Here is a 22464-nt window from a genome sequence, read left to right on the forward strand (position 1 = left end):
GCTCGTACCCTGCGTGACCCGCCGGATGCAGGTATCAGCGACAGTGGGCACAAAGAGGGCAGGACCTGCAGAAGTCTGCAGATCCTGCCCTCTTTTCAGCCTGTCCGAGCTTCACAAGGACTCTAGAAGTCCCAGTCGTCGTCCTCGGTGGCCTCGGCCTTACCGATCACGTAGGACGAACCCGACCCGCTGAAGAAGTCGTGGTTCTCATCGGCGTTCGGTGAGAGCGCCGACAGGATCGCCGGGTTCACGTTGGTGACCGAGGAGGGGAACATCGCCTCGTAGCCGAGGTTCATCAGCGCCTTGTTGGCGTTGTAGTGCAGGAACTTCTTGACGTCCTCGGTCAGGCCGACGCCGTCGTAGAGGTCCTGTGTGTACTGCACCTCGTTGTCGTAGAGCTCGTAGAGCAGCGAGAAGGTGTAGTCCTTCAGCTCGTCCCTCTTGGCCTGATCGAGCGTCTCGAGCCCCTTCTGGAACTTGTAGCCGATGTAGTAGCCGTGCACGGCCTCGTCGCGGATGATGAGGCGGATGAGGTCGGCGGTGTTGGTCAGCTTCGCGCGGCTCGACCAGTGCATCGGCAGGTAGAACCCGGAGTAGAAGAGGAAGCTCTCCAGCAGGGTCGAGGCGACCTTGCGCTTGAGCGGCTCGTCGCCACGGTAGTAGTCCATGACGATCTGAGCCTTCTTCTGAAGGTTCGGGTTCTCCACCGACCAGCGGAACGCCTCGTCGATCTCCTTCGTCGAGCACAGCGTCGAGAAGATCGACGAGTAGCTCTTCGCGTGGACCGACTCCATGAACGCGATGTTCGTGTACACGGCCTCCTCGTGCGGGGTGATCGCATCGGGGATCAGCGACACGGCGCCGACGGTGCCCTGGATCGTGTCCAGCAGGGTGAGGCCCGTGAAGACGCGCATGGTGAGCGTCTGCTCCTCGGCGGTGAGCGTGTTCCACGACTGGATGTCGTTGGACAGCGGCACCTTCTCGGGCAGCCAGAAGTTGTTCACCAGACGGTTCCAGACCTCGAGGTCCTTGTCGTCCTGAATGCGGTTCCAGTTGATCGCCTGCACGTGCGACACAAGCTTGATCTGCTCGGGGGTCATTTCTTCCTTCTCACGGATTCCGGATCAGCGGCTCAGAGCATGCACGAGACGCACTCGGTCATGTCGGTGCCCTCGAGAGCCAGCTGGCGCAGCCGGATGTAGTAGATCGTCTTGATGCCCTTCCTCCAGGCATAGATCTGAGCCTTGTTGATGTCGCGCGTGGACGCCGTGTCCTTGAAGAACAGCGTCAGCGACAGGCCCTGATCAACGTGCTGGGTGGCGGCGGCGTACGTGTCGATGACCTTCTCGTAGCCGATCTCGTACGCGTCCTGGTAGTACTCCAGGTTGTCGTTCGTCATGAACGGCGCCGGGTAATAGACGCGGCCGAGCTTGCCTTCCTTGCGGATCTCGATCTTCGACGCGATCGGGTGGATCGAGCTCGTCGAGTTGTTGATGTACGAGATCGAGCCCGTCGGCGGCACCGCCTGCAGGTTCTGGTTGTAGATGCCGTGCTTCTGGATGGACTCCTTCAGCTCGGCCCAGTCCTGCTGGGTGGGGATGTGCTTGCCTGCGAACAGCTCGGCGACCTTCGCGGTGCTCGGGACCCAGGCCTGCTCGATGTACTTGTCGAAGAACTCCCCCGACGCGTAGGTCGAGTCCTCGAAGCCATCGAAGGCCACGCCGCGCTCGATCGCGAGGGCGTTCGAGGCCCGCAGCGCGTGGAAGAGCACCGTGTAGAAGTAGATGTTCGTGAAGTCGATGCCCTCGTCCGAGCCGTAGAACACGTGCTCGCGGGCGAGGTAGCCGTGCAGGTTCATCTGGCCGAGGCCGATGGCGTGCGAGCGGTCGTTGCCGTCCTCGATCGAGCGCACGGAGCCGATGTGGCTCTGGGTGCTCACCGCGGTGAGCGCACGGATGGCGGTCTCCACGGTCTGGCCGAGGTCCTGGGCGTCCATCGCGAGGGCGATGTTCATCGAGCCGAGGTTGCAGGAGATGTCCTTGCCGATCTCCCGGTACGAGAGGTCCTCGTTGTAGGAGGTCGGCGTGTTCACCTGCAGGATCTCGCTGCAGAGGTTGGACATGTTGATACGGCCCTTGATCGGGTTCGCCCTGTTCACCGTGTCCTCGAACATGATGTACGGGTAGCCCGACTCGAACTGGATCTCGGCGATCGTCTGGAAGAACTCGCGCGCGTTGATCTTCGTCTTCTTGATGCGCGGGTCATCGACCATCTCGCGGTACTTCTCGGTGACGGAGATGTCCCCGAACGGCACGCCGTAGACGCGCTCGACGTCGTACGGCGAGAAGAGGTACATGTCCTCGTCGTTCTTCGCCAGCTCGAAGGTGATGTCCGGCACGACGACGCCGAGGGACAGCGTCTTGATGCGGATCTTCTCGTCGGCGTTCTCCCGCTTGGTGTCGAGGAAGCGCATGATGTCGGGGTGGTGCGCCGAGAGGTACACGGCGCCGGCGCCCTGACGGGCCCCCAGCTGGTTCGCGTAGCTGAAGCTGTCTTCGAGCAGCTTCATGACCGGGATGATGCCGGACGACTGGTTCTCGATCTGCTTGATCGGGGCGCCGGACTCACGGATGTTCGAGAGCAGGAGCGCGACGCCGCCGCCGCGCTTGGAGAGCTGCAGCGCGGAGTTGATGCCCCGGGCGATCGACTCCATGTTGTCCTCGATGCGCAGCAGGAAGCAGCTGACGAGCTCGCCGCGCTGCGCCTTGCCGGCGTTCAGGAAGGTCGGGGTGGCCGGCTGGAAGCGTCCGGAGATGATCTCGTCGACGAGGGCCGTGGCGAGCTTCTCGTCGCCCTCCGCGAGCGCGAGGGCGGTCATCACGACGCGGTCCTCGAAGCGCTCCAGATAGCGCTTGCCGTCGAACGTCTTCAGCGTGTAGCTGGTGTAGTACTTGAACGCGCCGAGGAAGGTCTCGAAGCGGAACTTCTTCGAGTAGGCGAAGTCGTTGAGCCCCTGGACGAAGTCGAACGAGTACTGCTCGATGACGCTCGCCTCGTAGTACTCCTTCTCGACCAGGTAGTCCAGCCGCTCCTTGAGGGAGTGGAAGAACACCGTGTTCTGGTTGACGTGCTGCAGGAAGTACTCGCGCGCAGCCCTGCGGTCGGCGTCGAACTGGATCTTCCCGTCCGCGTCGTAGAGGTTCAGCATGGCGTTCAGGGCGTGGTAGTCCAGCCCCTCGTATGCGGCGTTCACCTTGAATGCGACCTGCTCGGTCACTGCGTCATGCTCTGCATGCTCGACTGCGATACCCACCATCGTTCCAATCCGTCGCTCACGCGATCGACGTCATCCTGTGTGCCGAACAGTTCCAGCCGGTACAAGTGGGGCACGTGGCACTTGCGGCTGACGATCTCGCCGGCGAGGCAGAACGCCTCGCCGAAATTCGTGTTGCCCGCGGAGATGACCCCGCGGATGTGACGCCGGTTTCGCTCGTCGTTGAGGAACCGGATCACCTGCTTGGGGACGGCCCCCTTCTCCTCGCCGTGCCCCTGGCCTCCGCCGTATGTCGGGGTGACGAGGACGAAGGGCTCGTCGATGACGAGCGGCTCGTCCGCGCGGTACAGCGGGATACGGCGGGCGGGCAGCCCCAGCTTCTCGACGAATCGCGCCGTGTTGCCGGAGACGCTCGAGAAGTAGACCAGGAGCGGTGCCGATGTGGCCAGAGACCTCATCTCAACCCCTTCCCTCGCCTCTCGTCCGCCCAGAGCCCGCCGGCCGCGTCAGGCCAGACGCGAGGCGAGCTCGTCGATCTTGTCGGGACGGAAGCCCGACCAGTGGTCCTCGTCGGTGACGACGACCGGTGCCTGCATGTACCCGAGCGCCTTGACCTGCTCGAGCGCCGTCGGGTCCTCCGACAGGTCGTGGATCTCGTACGCGATCCCCTTCGCGTCGAGCGCGCGGTAGGTCGCATTGCACTGCACGCACGAAGGCTTGGTGTACACCGTGATCGACATTTCTTGAGCCCCTTCTTCCCCTCGAGAACCTGATGGTCCCGGCAGACCTCCGCCGGGACTTCAATACTACATATGGGGATGGACATCGGGGTCAACCACAAGGGGTAGTAGTTACATCCATGTAGTTTTCCACCGTTATCCACCGGTCGACCACAGGTTTCTCCACCGATCCATCCACACCCCGCGGGGCCGATCGAGGCCCTCCGAGGCGCGGATTCCTGCGGACCGCCGAAGCCTCGGCCGGATCCATCCACAGGAGCGACGCTACGCCGGGCCACCGACATCCCACAGGGTGTGGAAATCGCCCTCCGGCGTGTCGGCGGCGTGTCGTCCCCGGCCGCCCACAGCCCCCTCCGGACCGCCCCGCGCACCGCTAACGTTGACGGGTGGCCGCATCCGGATATCGCGAACTCCTGCGCACGCCCGGCGTCGGGCGCATGATCGCCGCACAGCTGACCGCGCGCTTCCCCAACGGCATGTCGAGCCTCGCGATCCTGCTGCACGTCGAGCACGTCTCCGGCTCCTACGGCGCCGCCGGCCTGGCGCTGGCGGCGACCTCGGTGGGCCAGGCGATCGCCGGCCCCATCACGAGCCGCTGGATGGGCGTCTGGGGGATGCGCCGGGTGCTCACCCTGACCCTCTCCGTGTGCGTCCTCGCCTTCCTCGGGCTCGCCCTGCTGCCGCTGAACATCGCCGGCTACATGGCGCTCGGGCTGGTCGCGGGTCTCTCCACACCTCCGGTCCAGGCGGCGGTCCGCACGATCTACCCCAAGCTCGTCAACTCCTCCCAGCTGACGCCGCTGTTCTCGCTCGATGCCTCCCTGCAGGAGATCATCTGGATCCTCGCGCCGGTGGCCATCACCTTCGTCTCCACCCAGCTCGGCACCGTGACGGGGCTGCTGCTGGTCGCGGCCATCCTCGTCGTCGGCGGAGGCTGGTTCATCCTCTCCCCCGAGGTCGGCCGGGTGCGCATCCCCCGCAGCAGACGCGGGTTCGGGGCCGTGGTGCTGAAGCCGCCCGTGCTGCTGGCCACGGCGATCGGCTTCCTCCTCATCGGCGCCTGCGCCGCCGTCGAGGTCGGCGTGGTGGCGACCTTCGACCACGGCGGGCTCGAGGCGGGCCTCGTGCTCGCGGTGTTCTCCGTCGGCAGCCTGGTCGGCGGCCTTGCGAGCGGGCGCGTGCCGATCGGCCCGTGGGCGATGGCCCGGCGCCTCGCGATCGTCACCGTCGGCCTCACCCTCACGATGATCTCCCTCAACGTCTTCTGGCTCGGCGGCACGCTCCTCCTCGCCGGCATCGGCGTCGCCCCGGCGCTCGCGGTGCTGTTCGCGATCACCACCGCGAGCGTCAAGTTCAGCGAGACGGCGGAGGCGTTCGGCTGGGCCGGGACGGGGCAGCTCATCGGCGCCGCCGTGGGATCGGCGATCGCCGGCTTCCTCATCGACCGCACCGGGAGCCCGCAGGGCGCCTACCTCGCCGCCGCGCTGTTCGCCGCCGTCGGGATGCTCGTCGCCATCGTCTTCGTCCGCGCCTTCCCCGATCTCCGCCACCGCGATCCCAGCCCCATCCCCGACACAGAACCGGTACCTCTCCCGCCATCATGACGAACTCCCCCTCCCCCGCCGCCACGCCCATCGCCCCCGAACTCGTCTGCGTCGGCGAGAGCATGATCCTGGTGACGCCGTCGGACGGCCCGCTCGCCGACGCGTCCGCCGCGACCATCGGGATCGCCGGCGCCGAGTCGAACGTCGCCGCGCAGGTCGCCGCCGCGGGCCACCGGGTGGCCTGGGCCTCGCGACTCGGCGATGACCCGTTCGCGGACCGGATCCTCGCCGAGCTCCGCCCCCGCGGCATCGAGCTGTGGGTCGAGCGCGACGCCGACGCCCCCACGGGCGTGATGTTCAAGGACCCCGGCGTCATCGCATCGTCGGTCCACTACTACCGGCGCGGATCGGCGGCGTCGCGGATGCGGGCCGGGTTCCTCGACGGCGCCAGGCTGGCCGGCGTGCGGATCGTCCACACGACCGGGATCACCCCGGCGCTCTCCCCGGACTGCGCGCGGATGGTGGATCGGCTGTTCGCCGACGCGCGGGACGTCGGCGCCCTGGTCTCCTTCGACGTCAACGACCGGCGGGCCCTGTGGCCGTTGGCCGATGCCGCCCCGGCCCTGGCCCGCCTGGCGAACGCCGCCGACATCGCCTTCGTCGGGCGCGACGAGGCCGAGCGGCTCTGGGGCACCGCGACCCCGGCCGGGATCCGGTCCCTGATCCCGGACGCCGGGATCCTCGTCGTCAAGGACGGCGAGGTGGGCGCGACAGCGTTCGCCGGCGCCTCGGCCCCGGTGTTCGTGCCCGCCCCGGTGGTGGACGTCGTCGAGCCCGTGGGCGCGGGCGACGCCTATGCTTCCGGCTTCCTCGCGGCCACGCTCGACGGCCTCCCGCTCGCCGACCGTCTGGCCGCCGGGCACGCCGCCGCCGCGCGCGTGCTCACCATCCCGCACGACCTCCCGCCCCTCGCCCGCTGACCCGTCGGCCGTCGGCCCGTCTGGCGGCGTTGGCTTGGCGGCGTTCGTCTGGTCGGGTTCGTCTGGTCGGGTTCGTCTGGTCGGCCTATTGCACTCCTGTCGGCCCGATCCGGGGATATCGGCCGACCAAAGTGCAATCATCCGACGCCACGACACCCGTCATCGCACCCACGCCGTATCCGGTACCCGGACGATCTCAACCGGCCTCCGATCACACCCTTCACTCCGTCGGACGGATGCACTCTTGTCGGACCAATCCGAGGATATGGGCCGACCAAAGTGCAATCATCCGACCTCGTGAGCCGTCCGGCGCGGCAATCACCACAGGCCGGGTCCGAAGAGTTGAAACGAACCGCAACCAGATGCTCCACCGGAACCTCACGTGACCCCTCAACCGGCCAGGTGGGCGGGTGGTTGCACTCTGGTCGGACAATCACACCCTTGTCGGACCGATCCGGGGATATCGGCCGACCAGAGTGCAATCGCCCGACGCGCTGTCAGCCCCTGACCTCGCCCAGCAGCCAGCACCCGGCACTCGGCACCCGGTAGCCGGCACCCGGCACCCGGTAGCCGGCACCCGCGGATCCTCCGGCCCGATTCATCGTCCCGTCGGATGGATGCACTCCTGTCGGACCGATCCGGGGATATTGGCCGACCAGAGTGCATCGATCCGACCTATTGAGCCCAAGCGCCGGAGATCACAAAGAGCCAAAGGCCCGGTGTCCGAGGCGGGAACTAGGCTCGGAACATGGTGTTCGATCCCGCCGCGTACCTGCCCGACGACCTGCTGGAGCGCATCCGCGAGCGTGCGCCGATCCACGACAGGGACAACACGTTCCCGCAGCAGGATCTGGACGAGCTGCGCGAGGCCGGGTACCTCTCGATCCTCGTCCCGACCTCCCGCGGCGGGGCGGGACTCGGGCTCGTCGAGGCGTCTCTGCTGCAGCAGCGCCTGGCATCGGCGTCGCCCGCGACGGCACTGGCGATCAACATGCACCTGGTCTGGACGGGCGTCGCCAAGGTCTTCTCGGACCGCGGGGTCCCCGGGCTCGAGTTCGTGCAGGACGAGGCGGTCGATGGCGAGGTCTTCGCCTTCGGAATCAGCGAGGGCGGCAACGACCTGGTGCTCTTCGGCAGCGACACGGACGCCGTGCCGGGCGCCGACGGCTCCTATGCCTTCACCGGGACGAAGATCTTCACCTCGCTCGCCCCGGTCTGGACCCGGCTCGGCCTCCACGGGCTCGACACCACCGGTCCCGACGCACCGAAGCTGGTCTTCGCCTTCGTCGAGCGCACCGAGGAGGTGGTCACCGGCGACGATTGGGACACGCTTGGCATGCGCGGCACGCAGAGCCGCACCACCCGCCTGAACGGCGCGACGGCATCGGCGGATCGGGTCGTCCGCCGCATCGATCCCGGCCCCAACCCGGATCCGATCGTGTTCGGGATCTTCTCCGTGTTCGAGATCCTCCTCGCGTCGGTGTACACCGGCATCGCCCGGCGTGCGATCGACCTCTCGGTGGAGACGGCGCTGTCCCGGCGCTCCAAGCGGACCGGCGCGACCTATGCGCAGGATCCGGACATCCGCTGGCGCGTCGCCGACATGGCCCTCGCCTACGACGCCCTCCCCCCACAGATCGCCGCGCTCGCGCGAGACGTGGACGCGCTCGTCGACCACGGACCGCGCTGGTTCACCCTCCTCTCCGGCGTCAAGCACCGCGCCGTCGTGATGGCCAAGCAGGTCGCGGACCAGGCGATGCTGGTGGCGGGCGGCGGGTCGTACTTCACCAGGAACGAACTGTCGCGCCTCTACCGGGACGTGCTCGCGGGGATGTTCCATCCGTCCGACCCGGAGTCCGCGCACTCCACGGCGGCCAGCGCCTGGCTCGGACCCGTCGAGGGCTGAACAAGCCTTCCGAGGGCCGAGAGGACCGAACAGGTCCGCCACACAGCGCTCTTTCCACGAGTTCCGCGGAAGGAGGCGGAGAGCTCCACGGAATCGGTTGTGCGGCATCCGCATCGATGCGACGATCGGCAGATGGCATCGAAGCCCAAGACCCCGACGCTGGACGACGTCTCCAAGACGATCATCGAAGTGCTGCAGGAGGACGGACGCCGCTCCTATGCCGACATCGGCCGCGTGGTCGGCCTCAGCGAGGCGGCGGTACGGCAGCGCGTGCAGCGGCTCACCGAGTCCGGGGTGATGCAGATCGTCGCCGTCACCGACCCGTTGCAGCTCGGGTTCCTCCGCCAGGCGATGATCGGCATCCAGGTGACCGGCGACGCCGTGGCCGTGGCGGAGGCGCTGGCCGCGATCCCCGAGATCGATTACGTCGTGGTCACGCTCGGACGCTTCGACGTGCTCGCCGAGGTCGTCTGCGAGAGCGATGCCGACCTCCTCGACCTCCTCGGCACGCGGATCCGGACCATTCCGGGGGTCTCCACGACCGAGACGCTGGTGTACTCCCGCCTGCTCAAGCAGCACTACAACTGGGGCACGAGATGACCTCGGCCCGCCGAACCGGCGTCCGCTGAGAACCCACGTCCGCTGAGTCCGCCCCGTCGACCGAGGAGCATCCATGGGAACCACCGTCTTCGAGCGCCGCCCGCCGCAGGCGAGCGTCGTCGATCACGCACTGGAGGGAACCGCGTTCGCGACGTTCTGGCTCGACGATATCGCCCGAGCCGAGCACCCGCGCCTCACCGGCACCATCCGGGCCGATCTCGCGATCGTCGGCGGCGGGTACACCGGCCTCTGGACGGCGATCAGGGCCAAGGAGCGGGATCCCGGCCTCCGGGTCGTGATCCTCGAGGCGTCGCGGATCGCGTGGGCGGCCTCCGGCCGGAACGGCGGCTTCTGCGAGGCGAGCCTGACCCACGGGCGTGAGAACGGAGTGAATCGCTGGCCCGAGGAGATCGACCGGCTCGACGACCTGGGCCGGCGCAACCTCGACGAGATCGAGGAGACGATCCATCGCTACGGCATCGACGCCGACTTCGAGCGCACCGGCGAGCTCAGCGTCGCCGTCGAGCCGCACCAGGTCGAGTGGCTCCGCGAGGAGGAGGGCTTCCTCGACCAGGACGCCGTCCGCGCCGCAGTGCACTCGGACACCTACCTCGCCGGCGCCTGGGACAGGGAGGGGGCCGCGATCCTCCATCCCGCCAAGCTCGGGCAGGAGCTCGCACGCGTCGCCGTCGAGCTGGGCGTGGAGATCTTCGAGCGCTCCCTGGTGCGAGGGCTGGACGGCGACGGATCGGGGCCGCTCACCCTGGAGACCGCCGACGGTCGGGTCATCGCGGATCAGGTGGCGCTCGGCACCAACGTGTTCCCCTCGCTCCTCCGCCGCAACCGACTCATGACCGTCCCGGTGTACGACTACGTCCTGATGACCGAGCCGCTCTCCTCCGCGCAGCTCGCCTCCATCGGCTGGTCCGACCGCCAGGGCATCGGCGACAGCGCCAACCAGTTCCACTACTACCGCCTCAGCGCCGATGACCGCATCCTCTTCGGCGGCTACGACGCGGTCTACCACTTCGGCGGTCGGGTGCGACCCCGCTACGAGGATCGGATGGCGAGCCACCGGCGTCTCGCCGCGCACTTCTTCACAACCTTCCCGCAGCTGGAGGGGCTGCGCTTCACCCATCGCTGGGCGGGCGCGATCGACACCTGCAGCCGGTTCTGCGCCTTCTACGGCATCGCGCGCAAGGGCCGGGTCGCCTACGCCACGGGCTTCACCGGGCTCGGCGTCGGAGCGTCCCGCTTCGCCGCGGACGTCATGCTCGACCGCCTCTCGGGCGAGGAGACCGAGCGCACCCGGCTGCGGATGGTGCGCGAGCGTCCGATCCCGTTCCCGCCGGAGCCCGCCGCCTCGATCGGGATCAACCTGACCAGGGCCGCACTCGACCGCACCGACCATCGCGAGGGCCGCCGCGGACCGCTCCTGCGGACACTGGACGCCCTCGGAATGGGGTTCGACTCCTGACACCCGCGCGGCCCTCCGGAGGTTCTCCCCCATGGTCGTGGGCGCAAGTCTGTCGGCCCGATGCACTTCCGTCGGCCCGGAACCGCGAATCCATCCGACCACGGTGCATCGATCCGACCAGAGTGAGCCGGGCCAGCGAACCGAACCGGGCCGGGCGGGGCCAGGCCGAGCCGGGCCGGGCCGGCCCGCAAACCGGGCCGATGAACCGGCACCGGACCAGCGGCGCCGGAGAGGCTACTTGCCCTGAAAGTCGAAGGCCTTGAGGATCTCGTCCACGGCCTTGTCGCGCTCCTCGCCGCCCGCGTCGAACATGTGCACGACGTGCGTGCGCATGTGATTCTCGAGCAGGAGGCGGTTGAGGGACTCGAGCGAGCGCTGGATCGCCCGGGACTGCGTGATGATGTCCATGCAGTAGTCCTCGTTCTCGATCATCCGCGTCACGCCGCGGAGCTGTCCCTCGAGGATGCTCGCACGGTGCAGAGCGCGCTTCTTGATGTCTTCGATCACGCTCCGAGGCTACCGCGCCCTGCCGCACGGGAGCCGAGCGCGAGTCGCGCACCGGCCGGACGATCCGTGCATCTGCCGCATGATGCCCCTCGATCATCTCCACGAGCGCGGGGCGTGGAAGGATGAGCGCATGCCGTCCGCATCGATCGCGCTGCTGTCCGACGCCGATCGGGAGCGCCTCCGCGCCCTCCGGCGCATGAAGGCCGTCGCGCTGGCCGCCCTCGTCTTCATGGCCGTCGTCTTCGTCCTCGCGTTCTGGTTGCAGGGGCGCTTGCCCTGGCTCTCCTACGTGCGCGCCGCCGCCGAGGGCGGGATGGTCGGCGCGCTGGCCGACTGGTTCGCCGTGACCGCACTGTTCCGCCGCCCGCTCGGTCTGCCGATCCCGCACACCGCGATCATCCCGAACCGCAAGGACGAGATCGGGCGGACCCTCGGCGAGTTCGTGGAGACGAACTTCCTCTCGGCCGAGGTCGTGCGCACCCGACTGGGCGAGACCGCGCTCTCGCTCCGCCTCGGCGAATGGCTGCGACAGCCGGCCCACGCCGAACGCGTCGCCTCGGAGGGGGCGACGGTGGCCGCAGCCGTGCTGCGCGCGCTCAGCGACGACGACGTCCGCGACCTCATCGCCGACCTCGCCCGCGAGCACCTCGTCGAGCCGGAGTGGGGGACGCCGGCGGGCGCATGGCTGGAGCGGATCGTCGACGCCGAGGCCCACCACGGCGCGGTCGATCTCGCCGTGGACAGCATCGCGACCTGGCTGGACGGGAACGCGGCGGTCTTCACCGGCCTCATCTCCCGCCGCCTCCCGTCCTGGGTCCCGCGGCTCGCGCACCGTTTCGTCGACGAGACCGCCTACAACGAGGCGCTGCGATTCGTCCGGGCCGTGCAGGCCGATCCGAACCATCCCGCACGGCGCGCGATCGACGGCTACCTCGCCCGGCTCGCCGAGAACCTGCAGCACGACCCCTCCACCCGCGCGCGGCTGGAGAACGCGAAGGCGGCCCTGTTCGACAGCCCCCGCGTCGGCGCCCTCGCCGCCGAGGCGTGGAACACCGCCAAGAACGGGCTGCTGACCGCCCTCGCCGACCCCGAGAGCGGACTGCGCCGCCGCGCGGCCCAGGCGCTCGCGGACATCGGCGGGCGCCTGGCGACGGATCAGGGGCTCCAGCGCCGGGTGGACGGCTGGGCCACCGAGGCCGCCGTCTTCCTCGTCGACCGCTACCGCCACGACATCGCCTCGATCATCACGAACACCGTCGAGCGCTGGGACCCGGCCGAGACGACCGAGAAGATCGAGCTCATGGTCGGCCGCGACCTGCAGTACATCCGTTTGAACGGCACCGTCGTCGGCGCCATCGCGGGAGTGCTGATCTTCACGATCGCCCACGCGATCATCCCGAGCGTCTGACCTCCGCCCGCTCGTCACGCCCTGCCTCGCATCCCCGTACACCGGATCCGCCTCGCACAGAACGGAGCACGCCCTTGGCCCTCTCGCACGACCCTCTCTGGCCCCGAGGCGGCGGCTGGCCCTCCTTCGATCCGCAGAGCAGCGCCGACGCCTCGATCCTCGGCGTCCCGACGTGGCGCACCTCCCTGTCGCCGACCGGCGCCCACGCCACGCCCGCCGCGATCCGCGAGGCCCTGCGCCGCTACAGCCCCGCGCTCATGGGCCCGCCCGCGATCGATCTGGACGAGGCCCTGCGCATCGTCGACGCCGGCGATGTGGACGAGCCCGACGGCGACGAGGGCATCGTGCGGACGATCGCGCGGACCGCGGAGCTCGCCGCCGCCACGCGCCTCGTCATCGCCCTCGGCGGGGACAACTCCCTCACCTATCCGGTCGCCCAGGGGTCGGGGGCCACGGGGCTCATCACGATCGACGCCCACTTCGACCTCCGCGACGGCGTCTCCAACGGCTCCCCGGTCCGTCGTCTCGTGGAGGACGCCCCCGACGGGGCCAGGATCGACCCGCGCCGGATCGTGCAGATCGGCATCGCCGACTTCGCGAACTCCGCCGCCTACGCCCGGCGCGCCGCCGACTGGGGCATCCGCGTCATCACGCTCGATGAGGTCCGCCGCCGCGGGATCGCCGATGTGACGGCCGAGGCTCTGGAGATCGCCGGCGCCGGCCCCCAGCCTGGCTCTGGTGCTGGCTCTGGTTCTGGCTCCGGTTCCCGGATCCATCTGGACATCGATGTGGATGCGTGCGACCGCGCCGCCACGCCGGGCTGCCCCGCGAGCGTGCCCGGCGGGTTCGCGGCATGGGAGCTGCGCGGCCTCGTCCGCGCGCTCGCCGGCGACGACTGTCTCGTCTCCGCCGACATCGCCGAGGTGGATGCGACGGCCGACGCCGAGGACGCCCGCACCGTCCGCCTCGCCGCGTTGTGCGTGCTGGAGCTCCTCGCCGCCCTCGCCCTGCGCTGACCCCCGCTGATCCTGCACTGACCCCCGCGCTGCTGCTCGTCCCGGCTCGCGCTGTCCTTTCCGTCGCGCTGTCGTTTTCCGCTCACGCTGCGGTTATTCACGCAGCGTGAGCAGAGAACGACAGCGCGACCACCGGGAAGTGCAGCGCGAACCGGGAAGTGCAGCGCGAACCGGGAAGCGCAGCGCGAACCGGGAAGCGCAGCGCAAGCCGGAAAGCGCAACGCGGGGCGGGCTGCTAGAGCGTCAGGGCCTGGGCGACCGGCACGGCGCCGTCGTTGAAGCGGATCGTGCGACGGATCGTCGTGTCGTCGAGGAGGGTCTGCGCGATCACCTGGGCCACGTTCGCCCGCGAGACCTCGCCGGATGCCGCGGCCGTCGCGTCGATCAGGCCGGTGGCCGGCTCGTCGATGAGCCGGCTCGGGGCCAGCACCGTCCAGTCCAGGGTCGTGGCCCGGAGGTGCTCGTCCGCCGCGGCCTTCGCCTCGGCATACGTGTAGAAGGAGTCCGACGGGTCGACGCCGTGATTCGGCGAGGCGCCGAAGTACGACACCATGACGAACCGGCGCACGCCCGCATCGTCCGCCGCGTCCATCGAGCGGATGGCGGCGTCCTGGTCGACCGCACGGGTCCGATCCGCCGACCCTCCGCCCGCACCGGCCGACCAGACCACGGCGTCGTGTCCGGCGATCAGGCGGGCGAAAGCCGCCCGGTCCTCGTGCTCGACGTCGAAAACCAGGGGCTCCGCGCCGGTCTCGCGGATCTCCTGCGCGTGCCTCGGATCGCGGATGACGGCGGTGACCTCGTCGCCGCGAGCGCTGAGGAGGGGTTCCAGGAGCAGGGCGATCTTGCCGTGACCGCCGATGATGAGGATTCGTGCCATGCGTTCCACGTTAGGCGCTCGACGGACCTCGAAGGCCGGATCCGACGAGGCGGGGCGGAGCCCGCCGGACGGCACGGAAGCCCGCCCTCTCCCCAGCCATCGGATCCCGGGGCGCCGTGGAAGGCGCCCGTAGTGATCGCCGCATCGATCTCCCCGCCCTCAGAGAGCTCGGCAACCGGGCGGTCTCGTACTCCGGGGTGCGCGCCATATAGACAAGCATCCGCATGCCGCCCTCGCTCGCCCGCTCCGTGACCACGTGCACGAACCGACCCAGGATCACCCCGGAGACTCCGCCTACGTAGGGATTCGAGCTGGATGCTGATGGTGGAGCTGCGCCTTGTGCGCAGCTCCACCATAGTCATTGAAAAGGCAGCGGGATAGCCGGAGCGATGTAGAACGACCGCCCGGGTGTCGACTCCCTTCTGCCGACAGCCCGAACCAGAGGACCGCGCTCGACCTGGTCCAGTACCTCACGGGCACGGAACGAGCAGGTGCCCGTGGATCTCAGAAACCCATGCCGGCGAGAAAGACGAGGCCGACCAGCAACGGACCGACTGCCTGGCTTGCGCTGCTGACCTCCTCAGCACCCAGCATGGCGCGATCCGCCAGATCCTCATCGGACCTCATCCGAACCTTGCAAAGTTGAACGTTCACCTTGTATTCTGATCGAAACGGCGGACCTGTTTCACACGAAAGAAGAAAGACGCGCTTGTCCCGCATGGGGCATTGCAGTTCGGCGGGTAACGCAGGCAAGGCCGAGACGAACTACCTACCTGAAAAGCAAGGAGAGATCAATGAAGAAATCTATTCCAGCTGGAATCACTCTCGCCACAGTGGCAGGCCTTGCGCTGCTCGGGGCAGCACCCGCTAATGCGGCTGCCACCTGCTACGCCGGCAATATCTGTTCCTATGATGGGAACGACTTCGGCGGCACCATGTGGGCAGGTGCGGCGACGGACTTCGTCGAGGTGCCCGATGACGTGACAAACTCCACTGACAACAACACCAGCCGCGGATACAACGCGCAGAACAACACCGCATGGGGTCAGGAGCAGACCATCATGTATATCTCCGCTGGGGGCGAGATCACGACCTACAGCGGCAATAACAATGTCCTGGACCACTACCGCGCCTGATCGCAAGAAGGTGGTAAATCGCAATCTCCAGTCCCGCTACCGCAATATCACCGCGGTAGTGGGACTGACTCTGCTGTTGACAATCACAGGATGCTCAGATTCTCCCCAATCCGAAGCAGTTTCTGAGGAGACATTGCGTGCAGCATCAACTTTGACGGACTTCCCGCCCGAGATCGAGATTGCGGAGTCGATTAGCATTCACGACTGCATTCGCCGGGCGGGTATCGATATGCCGTTTGACTCGCGAGCAGGATCATCCCCCTCTTTGACCTTTGGTCTATCAAATATATTCACAACTGCCGATGAGGCGAAGCGCCTCGGCTATACATCCACTATCTCGGATGGTGGAGAAGTCATCCAAGAGTGGGAGGACAACCTCACCGGCACAGAGCGTGAGAAATACTATCTGGCACTGCTCGGACCGGACGGCGGAGAGAAAGCAGAAGTCCAGCTTGGCAACGGAACCGTGATATCCACCTCTCGAGAAGGGTGTATTGCGGAGGCACAAACGGAGATCTACGGTTCCGTTGACGCCGCATTGTCCTTCCTTGCCCTCGTGAACGAGTACCTATCTGCCGCTGGCGAAGGCGCTTCCGATAGAGACGCGAGGCTCAAGGCACTCATACCAGACTTCGAGGAGTGCATGAAGCAGCAGGGATACAAAGTGGACGGTCTCGGCGTGCAAGACACTGCCGAGCAGATGTTCGGCGGATACCGCGCACCTGGTGACCCTCCCGGCCAGGCCGAGCAGCAGCTTGCACTCGCCGACTTTGAGTGTCAACAAGATATCGGGCTCCGTGATGCTGTGGCGGAGTCATTTGCACACACAGCGTCCGACTGGCTTCGCGCGAACGAGGGAAAACTGCTTGCCATGCAGGAGGAGTTGAAGCTAGTGAAGGACCGTGCGATCGAGATCATCAACAAGTAGCATGGGCAGGGTTACTCGAACTCCCGTCGCGATAGGCATCGGCGCAGTGTGCGCTGCCATCGTCATTGCTGCCCTCTGCGCAGCGCTGCTCATTATGACTGGAGTACAAAACTTCCAGACAACTCAAAAATCCCCCGAAGAGGCGCCTCCGGTCCTAGCGACAGTTGAGCTAGGGTCGGTAGAACGATTGGTCTCTGTGGGGGTTCACACATCACCGTCATTTTCTCTTGAAATACCTTCATCGCAATTTGGTGCCGGCGTCGTTACTAGCGCAGCGTTGGGCAAAAATGCCGTGCTGAATGAGGGAGATATGCTTGTCGCGATAGATGAGAAGCCAGTGATGATTATTCAAGGCGAGACCCCCGCTTATCGCAGCCTCAGCGGGGGAATGGAAGGAAGTGATGTTAGACAGCTTCAAGACTATCTTCGCGATAGGGATTATTCCATTTACGACGATGACGGAGTTTTCGGGCCCTCGACAGCGTTAGCCCTGAGTGAGCTTTATGAAAGTCGTGGCGAACCTCTGATAACAAGCACCGGAGTTCAGACATTAAATTGGGAGGAAGCAGGCCTTCCTTTGTCTCGATACGTATTCGTGGCCTCGACTCCGGTCGTTGTCGGCACGCAATGTGGTCGCCTAGGCCAGCTTGCAGACACATTGAAATGCACGCTAATCTCACAGGCCACAACAATTGCAATTTCGGACACGTCAGGCCAAGCGTTGACCGGCCTCACGGTGACTATCCGGACGAAAGAAGGCGCGGAGCTCTCCGGCACCGTTGGCGATTCCATTACACCCTTTGTCAGGAATGAGGATCCTGAATCGGAGGAGCCGAAAGAAGAGACAGAGTCGTGGTACTCACTGCTCGACCTCCCGGAAGAGGGAGTGGCAGGCCTCCCCGACAGCGCTCAGGTTCTCGTCGAAGCGACATCTCCGGAAGGTTTCCGCGTGCCAGCAACCGCCGTTCGTGAGTCCGACAATGGAAAGTCCTTCCTACGAGAGAAGCCATCAGATCGGAACAGCTCCGCACCGGACATCCCGGTTCGAGTGGATATGTGCTCGGGAGGATATTGCGCAGTGAGTGGCGACGGCTTGATCGCTGGAATGCAGGTCGTGCTCCTTGGCTGAGTCCGCCGCCTCTTCTACCTCAGGTGTCGCACTCATTGAGGCAGTGGGAGCACGCCTAGTCTTCCCCCCGGACGAACAAGGGCTTCGGTCTGCAACATTCCACGTCGACGCTGGTTCATCTGTCGCAATCATCGGACCGAGCGGATCAGGGAAGACCACCCTGCTTACTCTTCTCGGACTGTTGGAAAAGCCACAGGAAGGTCATCTCCGAGTTCTAGGGCGCGACGTCTCGACAATGCGGTCAGCCGATGTCGAGATGGTTCGACGGTCGGAGCTTTCTTTCATCTTTCAAGCGTTTCATCTGATAGCCCACCTCACAGTCTTTGAAAACGTGATGCTAGGGCTTCACTATCGAGACATGCCTCATTCTCGGCGGCGTGATCTAGTACGACAGCAGCTTGTCGAACTTGGCCTCGAAGGCCATGCGAGCGCGTTCCCTAAGACGCTTTCGGGCGGGGAGCAACAGCGTGTCGCGATCGCCCGCGCTCTCGTCCGTCGTCCACGGCTCTTGCTGTGCGATGAGCCGACAGGGAATCTCGACAGCGCGAATGGCGAGATCGTCGTTGGTGCACTGCTCCGTTCCGCCTCACCGAAATCAGCGGTTGTCATAATCACGCACGACGAGCAGTTGGCCGCACGATGCTCTCGGCAGATCAAAGTTCGGGACGGAAAGACCGAGGGACCGGCCGATGCTTGAGTCGATGCGTTTGTCGCTGAAGTCTGTGATGCGTAGGTGGCGGCGCAATCTTGTTTCACTGATCGTCATCGCAGCAGGAGTCGGGGCACTCGTCGTTCTCTCCTCTGTCTCGGTGGGCTCCTCAGAGACCGTCAGTTCTCGACTCGACTCGTCCGTTAGCTCAAGCGTGATAGCACTTTTGCCTGCGAGAGCCTGGAGCCTCGGGGAAGCGACGCTCCTCGCGAACATGTGGGAGAGCCAGCAGGTGATAGCAGCGGGGACGCTCGTCTCTCCGGATCGCACGGCAGGCTCAGCGGTCATCACCAATCCAAGATCCTCACAGACCGTTGAGTCATCCGTTGGCGTGGCCACCCCAAGCGGACTGCGTGTTGCATCAGCCACCGCAAGATCTGGAGGGATAGGCACTGACACGGTTGTCAACTCCCTCGACAACGCCGTGTATCTTGGCGCTCGCCTCGCCCGAGAACTTAACTATCCTGGGGTCGAGGCCGGGCCGGTGGTTATCAATGGACAGGTCTTCTCTGTGCTCGGCATCGTGACGAGTGATGAGGCGTGGATTTCGGCAAGCATCATTTTTCCGCCTGCGGCAGCGGACTCAGCCGGCTACCGGCCGAGTAACCGTGTCCTCACTGTTTCTACCCGTGGCGATGTCTCCTCGAAGTTCCAGAACTGGGTCGCTCTGGCCTTATTTCCGGCGGACCCTTCTACCGTCAGTGTTCTAAGTCCTCCCAGCGCGCGGGAACTACGCGCCGAGATATTGGAACGCGGAAATAGCCTCACCGGCCTAATCGGCATCATTGCAACTCTGACCGCCTTCCTCACCCTCGCAGCAACCACATTCGCGTCCCTCACAGAGCGTCGACACGAGATGGGGCTCTACCTGGCTCTTGGATATGGAAGGCCTTTTGTCTCTGGTCAGATCGTAGCGGAAGGTACGATCGTGGGATTGTTGTCAGGGCTGGTTGGACTTTTGCTCGGGACAGTGGTCTCGGCAATCATAGGCATGTACTCATTCCCTCTATTTTATATCCCCCCGTTGTTGCTGATCCTTCCGGCAGCCGCTGGAGCACTGGGGTTCATGAGTGCCCTGTTCCCCGCTCTCGTGGCCACACGCGTCGCACCGAGCGAACTTCTCCGTGACTAGATTCAAGACGGTGGGGCGGCGCCGATGATCCGCGCAAGTACGACCAATCGGAGGGCGAATCGCCCACAAGTGCTCGTCACGAACAAGTGGCACGGCTCGATTTAGCGCTAAAAGAGGGGGAGAGAGGACTGCCAAGGATGCCGTTTACAACCTGCGCATCAAGTAGCAACGACCACACGGGGTCACGCACGTTCGATTCCTTCCTCGGCCCTGCCCATCGGCGGTATTTCGGCACTGGCTATCGTCGCACCTCCTACGTGCTCGAAGGGCTGGAACTGGTTGGCGACGTGCTAAATGCATATGCGAATGTTTCCTACTCGGCCGATTGGTCGCAGAAGGCAGGAGTCGCCCGCGTACCGCACCTGAGTACGATCGACGCGGCGATCCTCGCAGCGGGGATGAGTGAGACGTACCTCGCGAGCACGTTGCCGCTCTCCGTCAACGTTCTCCGGAATGCATGGATCGAGAGATTCACCATTCGAGCGGGAACAACCCCGTTGGATACGACCCGCGCGGTGCCTCTGTCTTCTTCCTTGAGTGCGCGATCTATGGGAAAGAAGAACGACGTTCGCACGGTCCTGACACACAGGATCGGGCCGATGAGGGTTGTAACAGCGGTACGTCACAGCGCAGCCGGCCCTCTCCGGAAAACGCCGTCTCCTTGCCCGACTCAGCCGCATATCGACAGCCACCGAGAGAATCGTCATGACGGACGCGTGCTGTGGCTGGAAGCCGAGCGGGGTCGGCTACTTTGTTCCCTCGACTTGCACGCAGAGTCCGGTCCTACGACGGGACTGGAAGCAGCGTACCGACCGTCAGCGACTTTTGTGGACGCGCTGGTTCTAGCTGGACAGATGGCGCAGATCCTTCTTTACGCACGACAAAACGTGGATCGAGATATGACACCCAACCTTTGGATGCGTCACGTTTCGATCAATAGGAGAATACCCCGCGACTCTGCTGCTTTCACCACCACGGAGAGCTGCATGCGTGTCGTCAGTGATCGAGTGGTCGCTGTCGATCGCCAAGAGTTCCACAGTGTCAACGTCACTGTCCCCGACCTGTTCGGTTTCGCTATCGAGTCCGCGGTAGCCCTCTAATCCATCGGACCGTTTCTTGGCCTTTTCGGTTGGCTGGCTGAAAAACGCCGATGCACGAGGTCTAGCAGGTTGGCTCGACGTTCTGGCGCGACGGCGGCACCGATCAGTACGCGCCACATCGGATCCAGAGCGGAGTATACGTTCTTCCTGTCCGACATCACATTAGAGACCACATGCACGCCGGTGAAATACGGAACGAGCGTACGGCCGAGTTCTTCTGGGGTGAAGTCGTCGACGATCTCGCCTTCGTCCTTCGCTCGCTGAAATAGCGCGGAGACGGAATCGATCCACTCACGGTAATAGTCTGCGGTCGGCTCCGAGAACGTTCCCTGCTCCAACGAGAGTCGAATACCGGCACTGACGACTGGGTCGACGATCAACTGATCGATTATCTCCGCAGAAGACAGGATGAGAACAGCGATCGCGCTACATCCAGGGTCATCGAGAAGCACCGCAGCGGTGCGAGCATTCTGTTCCTGAATGATCGCGAGCGCAATCTCCTTCTTCGACTTGAAATAGAAATACAATGATCCTGGAGAGGAATCAGCCTCACGCACGATGTCGCTTAGACTGGCCGCACCGTAGCCCACCCGCTCGAACACACGAGCGGCACCCTCGATGAGCGACTGGCGCCGCATGTGCCCCCGAAGCTGTTGCGGTTTACGCCCCTTGGGCGCCCTTGTCTCTGCTTCGGACGAGTCCGATCTTTTCATGCTGTTCATCATCTCCTGACAAGTGTCGCGCTCCCCTTCACCCGGTTCCTGGAGTCATTCACCCCCATGGCAACATGCCACACCTCCCTCGAACCGCGATCATTCAGCGACCGTCTGTTGATACCACTGGATCGCGGCATCGTCTAGCGCAACGCCCTCAGGTGCCTGCACTCCGGAGAGGTCCCAGATCTCCTGGCTGTCTACCCAGCGATCCTGACTCACCATCGCCAGTTGACCCGCAGAAACTCCAGACCTCGCACGTTGAGCACTTGCTTCCGCGGCGGACACGGTCACAGAAGGCAACGTCCACGCCAAGGGCGTGGCAGCCATCGTCAGAACATCGCGCACCGTAACGGGCGCAGGCAAAGCTGTATGGAGAACGCCGCGCACAGGCTCCGACGAAGATCGTCCAACGAGGCCGAGCACCACCGCGGCCAGCTGGTCTGCGCGTATCACCGAGATACGCGAGCGTCCGCCATCGACCAGCGCGCCGAGACGACGAGTGAATGCGACAAGCGACGGGACGACCAACCGGTCGCCCCTGCCGTAGACGACGTTCGTGCGGAGAATCAAGCCCCCCGCCTCAGCGACCAACATGTCTGCCGCGAGCCGAGTGCGACTCAGGAGAGACAGCGGGTCGGGGCGAAGCTGCAGAACGGATTGCCCGGAAAGCTCAGTGCGACCATATACCGCTGTGTTGCTGAACGAGATGATCGTCCGGACACCCACCCGCTTTGCTTCCCACAACAACGCTTCAGTTCCCGCCACGTTCGTTGCTTTCTGAAGCGCCGGGTCCTCGCCCAGATAGGAGGCGGCGTGAACCAGCACGTCGCAGTCGCGCATCGCATCTCGTAACGAGCTCGGCTCTAGCAGGTCGCCTACTACCGTCTCCGAGCCCTCGAAGTCTCGACTGTCCGCCGTTCGGACCAAGACCCGAAGCGAAATACCGGGAGTGCGCTGCGCCAGTCGTCGAATTGCACCCCCGATGAGTCCCGTGCTGCCTGTAAGGAAGATTCTGTTCATGTCCACAGTCCCCCTAGAGTGTTCTGCCTGAGAGGCCCGACCCGAAAGGGCGCCGGGAGGTGTGAAGTCGTTCGGTCAGCCTACTTCCGATCTCTATGTACGAGAAGCCGATGGCTGCAGTGACGACGCTCAGGGCGAGGGCCACAGTCAGAGGAACCGCCCCGTCGCGAGGAGGATGGCGGCGATCAAGGTGTGGTTTGCGAGGCCGGGCAGCAGGTTGCCGCCGAGGGCGACAACAACCGTTCAGTTCACCGCAACATCC

22 protein-coding genes are annotated in these 22464 nt (G+C 65.3%); 13 read left to right on the forward strand and 9 right to left on the reverse strand.

Going from position 1 to position 22464, the window contains the following annotated elements; translation table 11 throughout:
• Positions 1–122: 122 nt before the first annotated feature.
• Genes nrdF through nrdH form a run of 4 tightly spaced genes read right to left on the reverse strand, consistent with a single transcriptional unit; the run spans position 123 to position 4014 of the window.
• The gene (gene nrdF, locus J2Y69_RS01740; RefSeq protein ID WP_310016881.1) at positions 123–1100 is read right to left on the reverse strand and encodes a class 1b ribonucleoside-diphosphate reductase subunit beta; all 978 of its coding nucleotides are present in this window, start codon (positions 1098–1100) and stop codon (positions 123–125) included.
• 32 nt (positions 1101–1132) lie between these two features.
• Complete coding sequence (gene nrdE, locus J2Y69_RS01745; RefSeq protein WP_310016883.1) at positions 1133–3277, reverse strand: class 1b ribonucleoside-diphosphate reductase subunit alpha; 2145 nt, start codon at positions 3275–3277, stop codon at positions 1133–1135.
• Positions 3274–3732 carry a class Ib ribonucleoside-diphosphate reductase assembly flavoprotein NrdI gene (gene nrdI / locus J2Y69_RS01750; protein WP_310016885.1) on the reverse strand — a complete coding sequence of 153 codons (459 nt, stop codon included), beginning with the start codon at positions 3730–3732 and terminating at the stop codon, positions 3274–3276. The genes nrdE and nrdI overlap by 4 nt, the downstream gene beginning before the upstream one ends.
• Positions 3733–3780: 48 nt before the next feature.
• On the reverse strand, positions 3781–4014 hold the full coding sequence (nrdH, locus tag J2Y69_RS01755) for a glutaredoxin-like protein NrdH (RefSeq protein WP_310016887.1): 234 nt from the start codon (positions 4012–4014) through the stop codon (positions 3781–3783).
• A gap of 437 nt (positions 4015–4451) precedes the next feature.
• On the opposite strand from nrdH, the gene J2Y69_RS01760 reads away from it, so the two are divergent.
• The 5 genes from J2Y69_RS01760 to J2Y69_RS01780 all read left to right on the forward strand — a co-directional run bounded on the left by J2Y69_RS01760 (position 4452) and on the right by J2Y69_RS01780 (position 10521).
• Positions 4452–5618: an MFS transporter gene (locus J2Y69_RS01760; RefSeq protein ID WP_310017033.1), complete on the forward strand. Its 1167-nt coding sequence runs from the start codon at positions 4452–4454 to the stop codon at positions 5616–5618.
• Positions 5615–6538 carry a sugar kinase gene (locus J2Y69_RS01765; RefSeq protein ID WP_310016889.1) on the forward strand — a complete coding sequence of 308 codons (924 nt, stop codon included), beginning with the start codon at positions 5615–5617 and terminating at the stop codon, positions 6536–6538. Before J2Y69_RS01760 ends, J2Y69_RS01765 begins: the two co-directional genes overlap by 4 nt.
• 748 nt (positions 6539–7286) lie before the next feature.
• Positions 7287–8444, forward strand: coding sequence for an acyl-CoA dehydrogenase family protein (locus tag J2Y69_RS01770; protein ID WP_310016891.1), 1158 nt, complete (start codon positions 7287–7289; stop codon positions 8442–8444).
• 132 nt (positions 8445–8576) lie between these two features.
• Positions 8577–9044, forward strand: coding sequence for an Lrp/AsnC family transcriptional regulator (locus tag J2Y69_RS01775; RefSeq protein ID WP_310016893.1), 468 nt, complete (start codon positions 8577–8579; stop codon positions 9042–9044).
• Positions 9045–9117: 73 nt separating this feature from the next.
• On the forward strand, positions 9118–10521 hold the full coding sequence (locus tag J2Y69_RS01780; protein ID WP_310016895.1) for an NAD(P)/FAD-dependent oxidoreductase: 1404 nt from the start codon (positions 9118–9120) through the stop codon (positions 10519–10521).
• Positions 10522–10755: 234 nt separating this feature from the next.
• Here J2Y69_RS01780 and J2Y69_RS01785 read toward each other — a convergent pair whose 3' ends face one another.
• A complete protein-coding gene (locus J2Y69_RS01785) occupies positions 10756–11028 on the reverse strand; it encodes a metal-sensitive transcriptional regulator (protein ID WP_310016897.1) in 273 nt (90 codons plus the stop codon).
• 130 nt (positions 11029–11158) lie between these two features.
• On the opposite strand from J2Y69_RS01785, the gene J2Y69_RS01790 reads away from it, so the two are divergent.
• Positions 11159–12436: a DUF445 domain-containing protein gene (locus J2Y69_RS01790; protein ID WP_310016899.1), complete on the forward strand. Its 1278-nt coding sequence runs from the start codon at positions 11159–11161 to the stop codon at positions 12434–12436.
• A 74-nt stretch (positions 12437–12510) separates the two neighbouring features.
• Positions 12511–13452: an arginase family protein gene (locus J2Y69_RS01795; RefSeq protein ID WP_310016900.1), complete on the forward strand. Its 942-nt coding sequence runs from the start codon at positions 12511–12513 to the stop codon at positions 13450–13452.
• Between the two features lie 235 nt (positions 13453–13687).
• On the opposite strand, the gene J2Y69_RS01800 is transcribed toward J2Y69_RS01795, so the two are convergent.
• The gene (locus J2Y69_RS01800) at positions 13688–14332 is read right to left on the reverse strand and encodes an SDR family oxidoreductase (RefSeq protein WP_310016902.1); all 645 of its coding nucleotides are present in this window, start codon (positions 14330–14332) and stop codon (positions 13688–13690) included.
• Between the two features lie 504 nt (positions 14333–14836).
• A complete protein-coding gene (locus J2Y69_RS01805; protein ID WP_310016903.1) occupies positions 14837–14986 on the reverse strand; it encodes a hypothetical protein in 150 nt (49 codons plus the stop codon).
• Between the two features lie 140 nt (positions 14987–15126).
• Between J2Y69_RS01805 and J2Y69_RS01810 the strand changes: the two genes are divergently transcribed.
• The 6 genes from J2Y69_RS01810 (at position 15127) to J2Y69_RS18045 (ending at position 20466) form a co-directional block, all read left to right on the forward strand.
• Entirely contained in the window at positions 15127–15468 is a 342-nt protein-coding gene (locus J2Y69_RS01810) for a hypothetical protein (RefSeq protein WP_310016905.1), read from the forward strand.
• A complete protein-coding gene (locus J2Y69_RS01815; protein ID WP_310016907.1) occupies positions 15443–16396 on the forward strand; it encodes a hypothetical protein in 954 nt (317 codons plus the stop codon). The genes J2Y69_RS01810 and J2Y69_RS01815 overlap by 26 nt, the downstream gene beginning before the upstream one ends.
• Position 16397: 1 nt before the next feature.
• Positions 16398–17525, forward strand: coding sequence for a peptidoglycan-binding domain-containing protein (locus J2Y69_RS01820; RefSeq protein ID WP_310016910.1), 1128 nt, complete (start codon positions 16398–16400; stop codon positions 17523–17525).
• Positions 17526–17568: 43 nt separating this feature from the next.
• Positions 17569–18222, forward strand: a complete 654-nt coding sequence (locus J2Y69_RS18040) for an ABC transporter ATP-binding protein (RefSeq protein WP_396653020.1) — start codon at positions 17569–17571, stop codon at positions 18220–18222.
• Complete coding sequence (locus J2Y69_RS01825) at positions 18215–19366, forward strand: ABC transporter permease (RefSeq protein WP_310016911.1); 1152 nt, start codon at positions 18215–18217, stop codon at positions 19364–19366. The genes J2Y69_RS18040 and J2Y69_RS01825 overlap by 8 nt, the downstream gene beginning before the upstream one ends.
• A 137-nt stretch (positions 19367–19503) precedes the next feature.
• Positions 19504–20466 carry an AvrD family protein gene (locus tag J2Y69_RS18045; RefSeq protein ID WP_396653014.1) on the forward strand — a complete coding sequence of 321 codons (963 nt, stop codon included), beginning with the start codon at positions 19504–19506 and terminating at the stop codon, positions 20464–20466.
• Here the strand turns inward: J2Y69_RS18045 and J2Y69_RS01830 are convergent.
• Together J2Y69_RS01830 and J2Y69_RS01835 are read right to left on the reverse strand one after the other, a co-directional pair.
• A complete protein-coding gene (locus tag J2Y69_RS01830) occupies positions 20463–21191 on the reverse strand; it encodes a ScbR family autoregulator-binding transcription factor (RefSeq protein ID WP_310016913.1) in 729 nt (242 codons plus the stop codon). The genes J2Y69_RS18045 and J2Y69_RS01830 overlap by 4 nt on opposite strands.
• An 87-nt stretch (positions 21192–21278) precedes the next feature.
• Positions 21279–22202: an NAD-dependent epimerase/dehydratase family protein gene (locus J2Y69_RS01835; RefSeq protein ID WP_310016915.1), complete on the reverse strand. Its 924-nt coding sequence runs from the start codon at positions 22200–22202 to the stop codon at positions 21279–21281.
• Between the last annotated feature and the right edge of the window lie 262 nt (positions 22203–22464).

This window comes from Microbacterium resistens (genome assembly GCF_031456305.1).
Lineage (GTDB): Bacteria > Actinomycetota > Actinomycetes > Actinomycetales > Microbacteriaceae > Microbacterium > Microbacterium resistens_A.

Excerpts from the sequence above, each read along its gene's own strand:
- nrdF (WP_310016881.1), bottom strand. The coding sequence starts at position 1,100 with ATGACCCCCGAGCAGATCAAGCTTGTGTCGCACGTGCAGGCGATCAAC.
- nrdI (WP_310016885.1), bottom strand. The coding sequence starts at position 3,732 with ATGAGGTCTCTGGCCACATCGGCACCGCTCCTGGTCTACTTCTCGAGC.
- nrdH (WP_310016887.1), bottom strand. The coding sequence starts at position 4,014 with ATGTCGATCACGGTGTACACCAAGCCTTCGTGCGTGCAGTGCAATGCG.
- J2Y69_RS01760 (WP_310017033.1), top strand. The coding sequence starts at position 4,452 with ATGATCGCCGCACAGCTGACCGCGCGCTTCCCCAACGGCATGTCGAGC.
- J2Y69_RS01765 (WP_310016889.1), top strand. The coding sequence starts at position 5,615 with ATGACGAACTCCCCCTCCCCCGCCGCCACGCCCATCGCCCCCGAACTC.
- J2Y69_RS01770 (WP_310016891.1), top strand. The coding sequence starts at position 7,287 with ATGGTGTTCGATCCCGCCGCGTACCTGCCCGACGACCTGCTGGAGCGC.
- J2Y69_RS01775 (WP_310016893.1), top strand. The coding sequence starts at position 8,577 with ATGGCATCGAAGCCCAAGACCCCGACGCTGGACGACGTCTCCAAGACG.
- J2Y69_RS01780 (WP_310016895.1), top strand. The coding sequence starts at position 9,118 with ATGGGAACCACCGTCTTCGAGCGCCGCCCGCCGCAGGCGAGCGTCGTC.
- J2Y69_RS01790 (WP_310016899.1), top strand. The coding sequence starts at position 11,159 with ATGCCGTCCGCATCGATCGCGCTGCTGTCCGACGCCGATCGGGAGCGC.
- J2Y69_RS01800 (WP_310016902.1), bottom strand. The coding sequence starts at position 14,332 with ATGGCACGAATCCTCATCATCGGCGGTCACGGCAAGATCGCCCTGCTC.
- J2Y69_RS01810 (WP_310016905.1), top strand. The coding sequence starts at position 15,127 with ATGAAGAAATCTATTCCAGCTGGAATCACTCTCGCCACAGTGGCAGGC.
- J2Y69_RS01815 (WP_310016907.1), top strand. The coding sequence starts at position 15,443 with ATGTCCTGGACCACTACCGCGCCTGATCGCAAGAAGGTGGTAAATCGC.
- J2Y69_RS01820 (WP_310016910.1), top strand. The coding sequence starts at position 16,398 with ATGGGCAGGGTTACTCGAACTCCCGTCGCGATAGGCATCGGCGCAGTG.
- J2Y69_RS01825 (WP_310016911.1), top strand. The coding sequence starts at position 18,215 with ATGCTTGAGTCGATGCGTTTGTCGCTGAAGTCTGTGATGCGTAGGTGG.
- J2Y69_RS18045 (WP_396653014.1), top strand. The coding sequence starts at position 19,504 with ATGCCGTTTACAACCTGCGCATCAAGTAGCAACGACCACACGGGGTCA.
- J2Y69_RS01830 (WP_310016913.1), bottom strand. The coding sequence starts at position 21,191 with ATGATGAACAGCATGAAAAGATCGGACTCGTCCGAAGCAGAGACAAGG.
- J2Y69_RS01835 (WP_310016915.1), bottom strand. The coding sequence starts at position 22,202 with ATGAACAGAATCTTCCTTACAGGCAGCACGGGACTCATCGGGGGTGCA.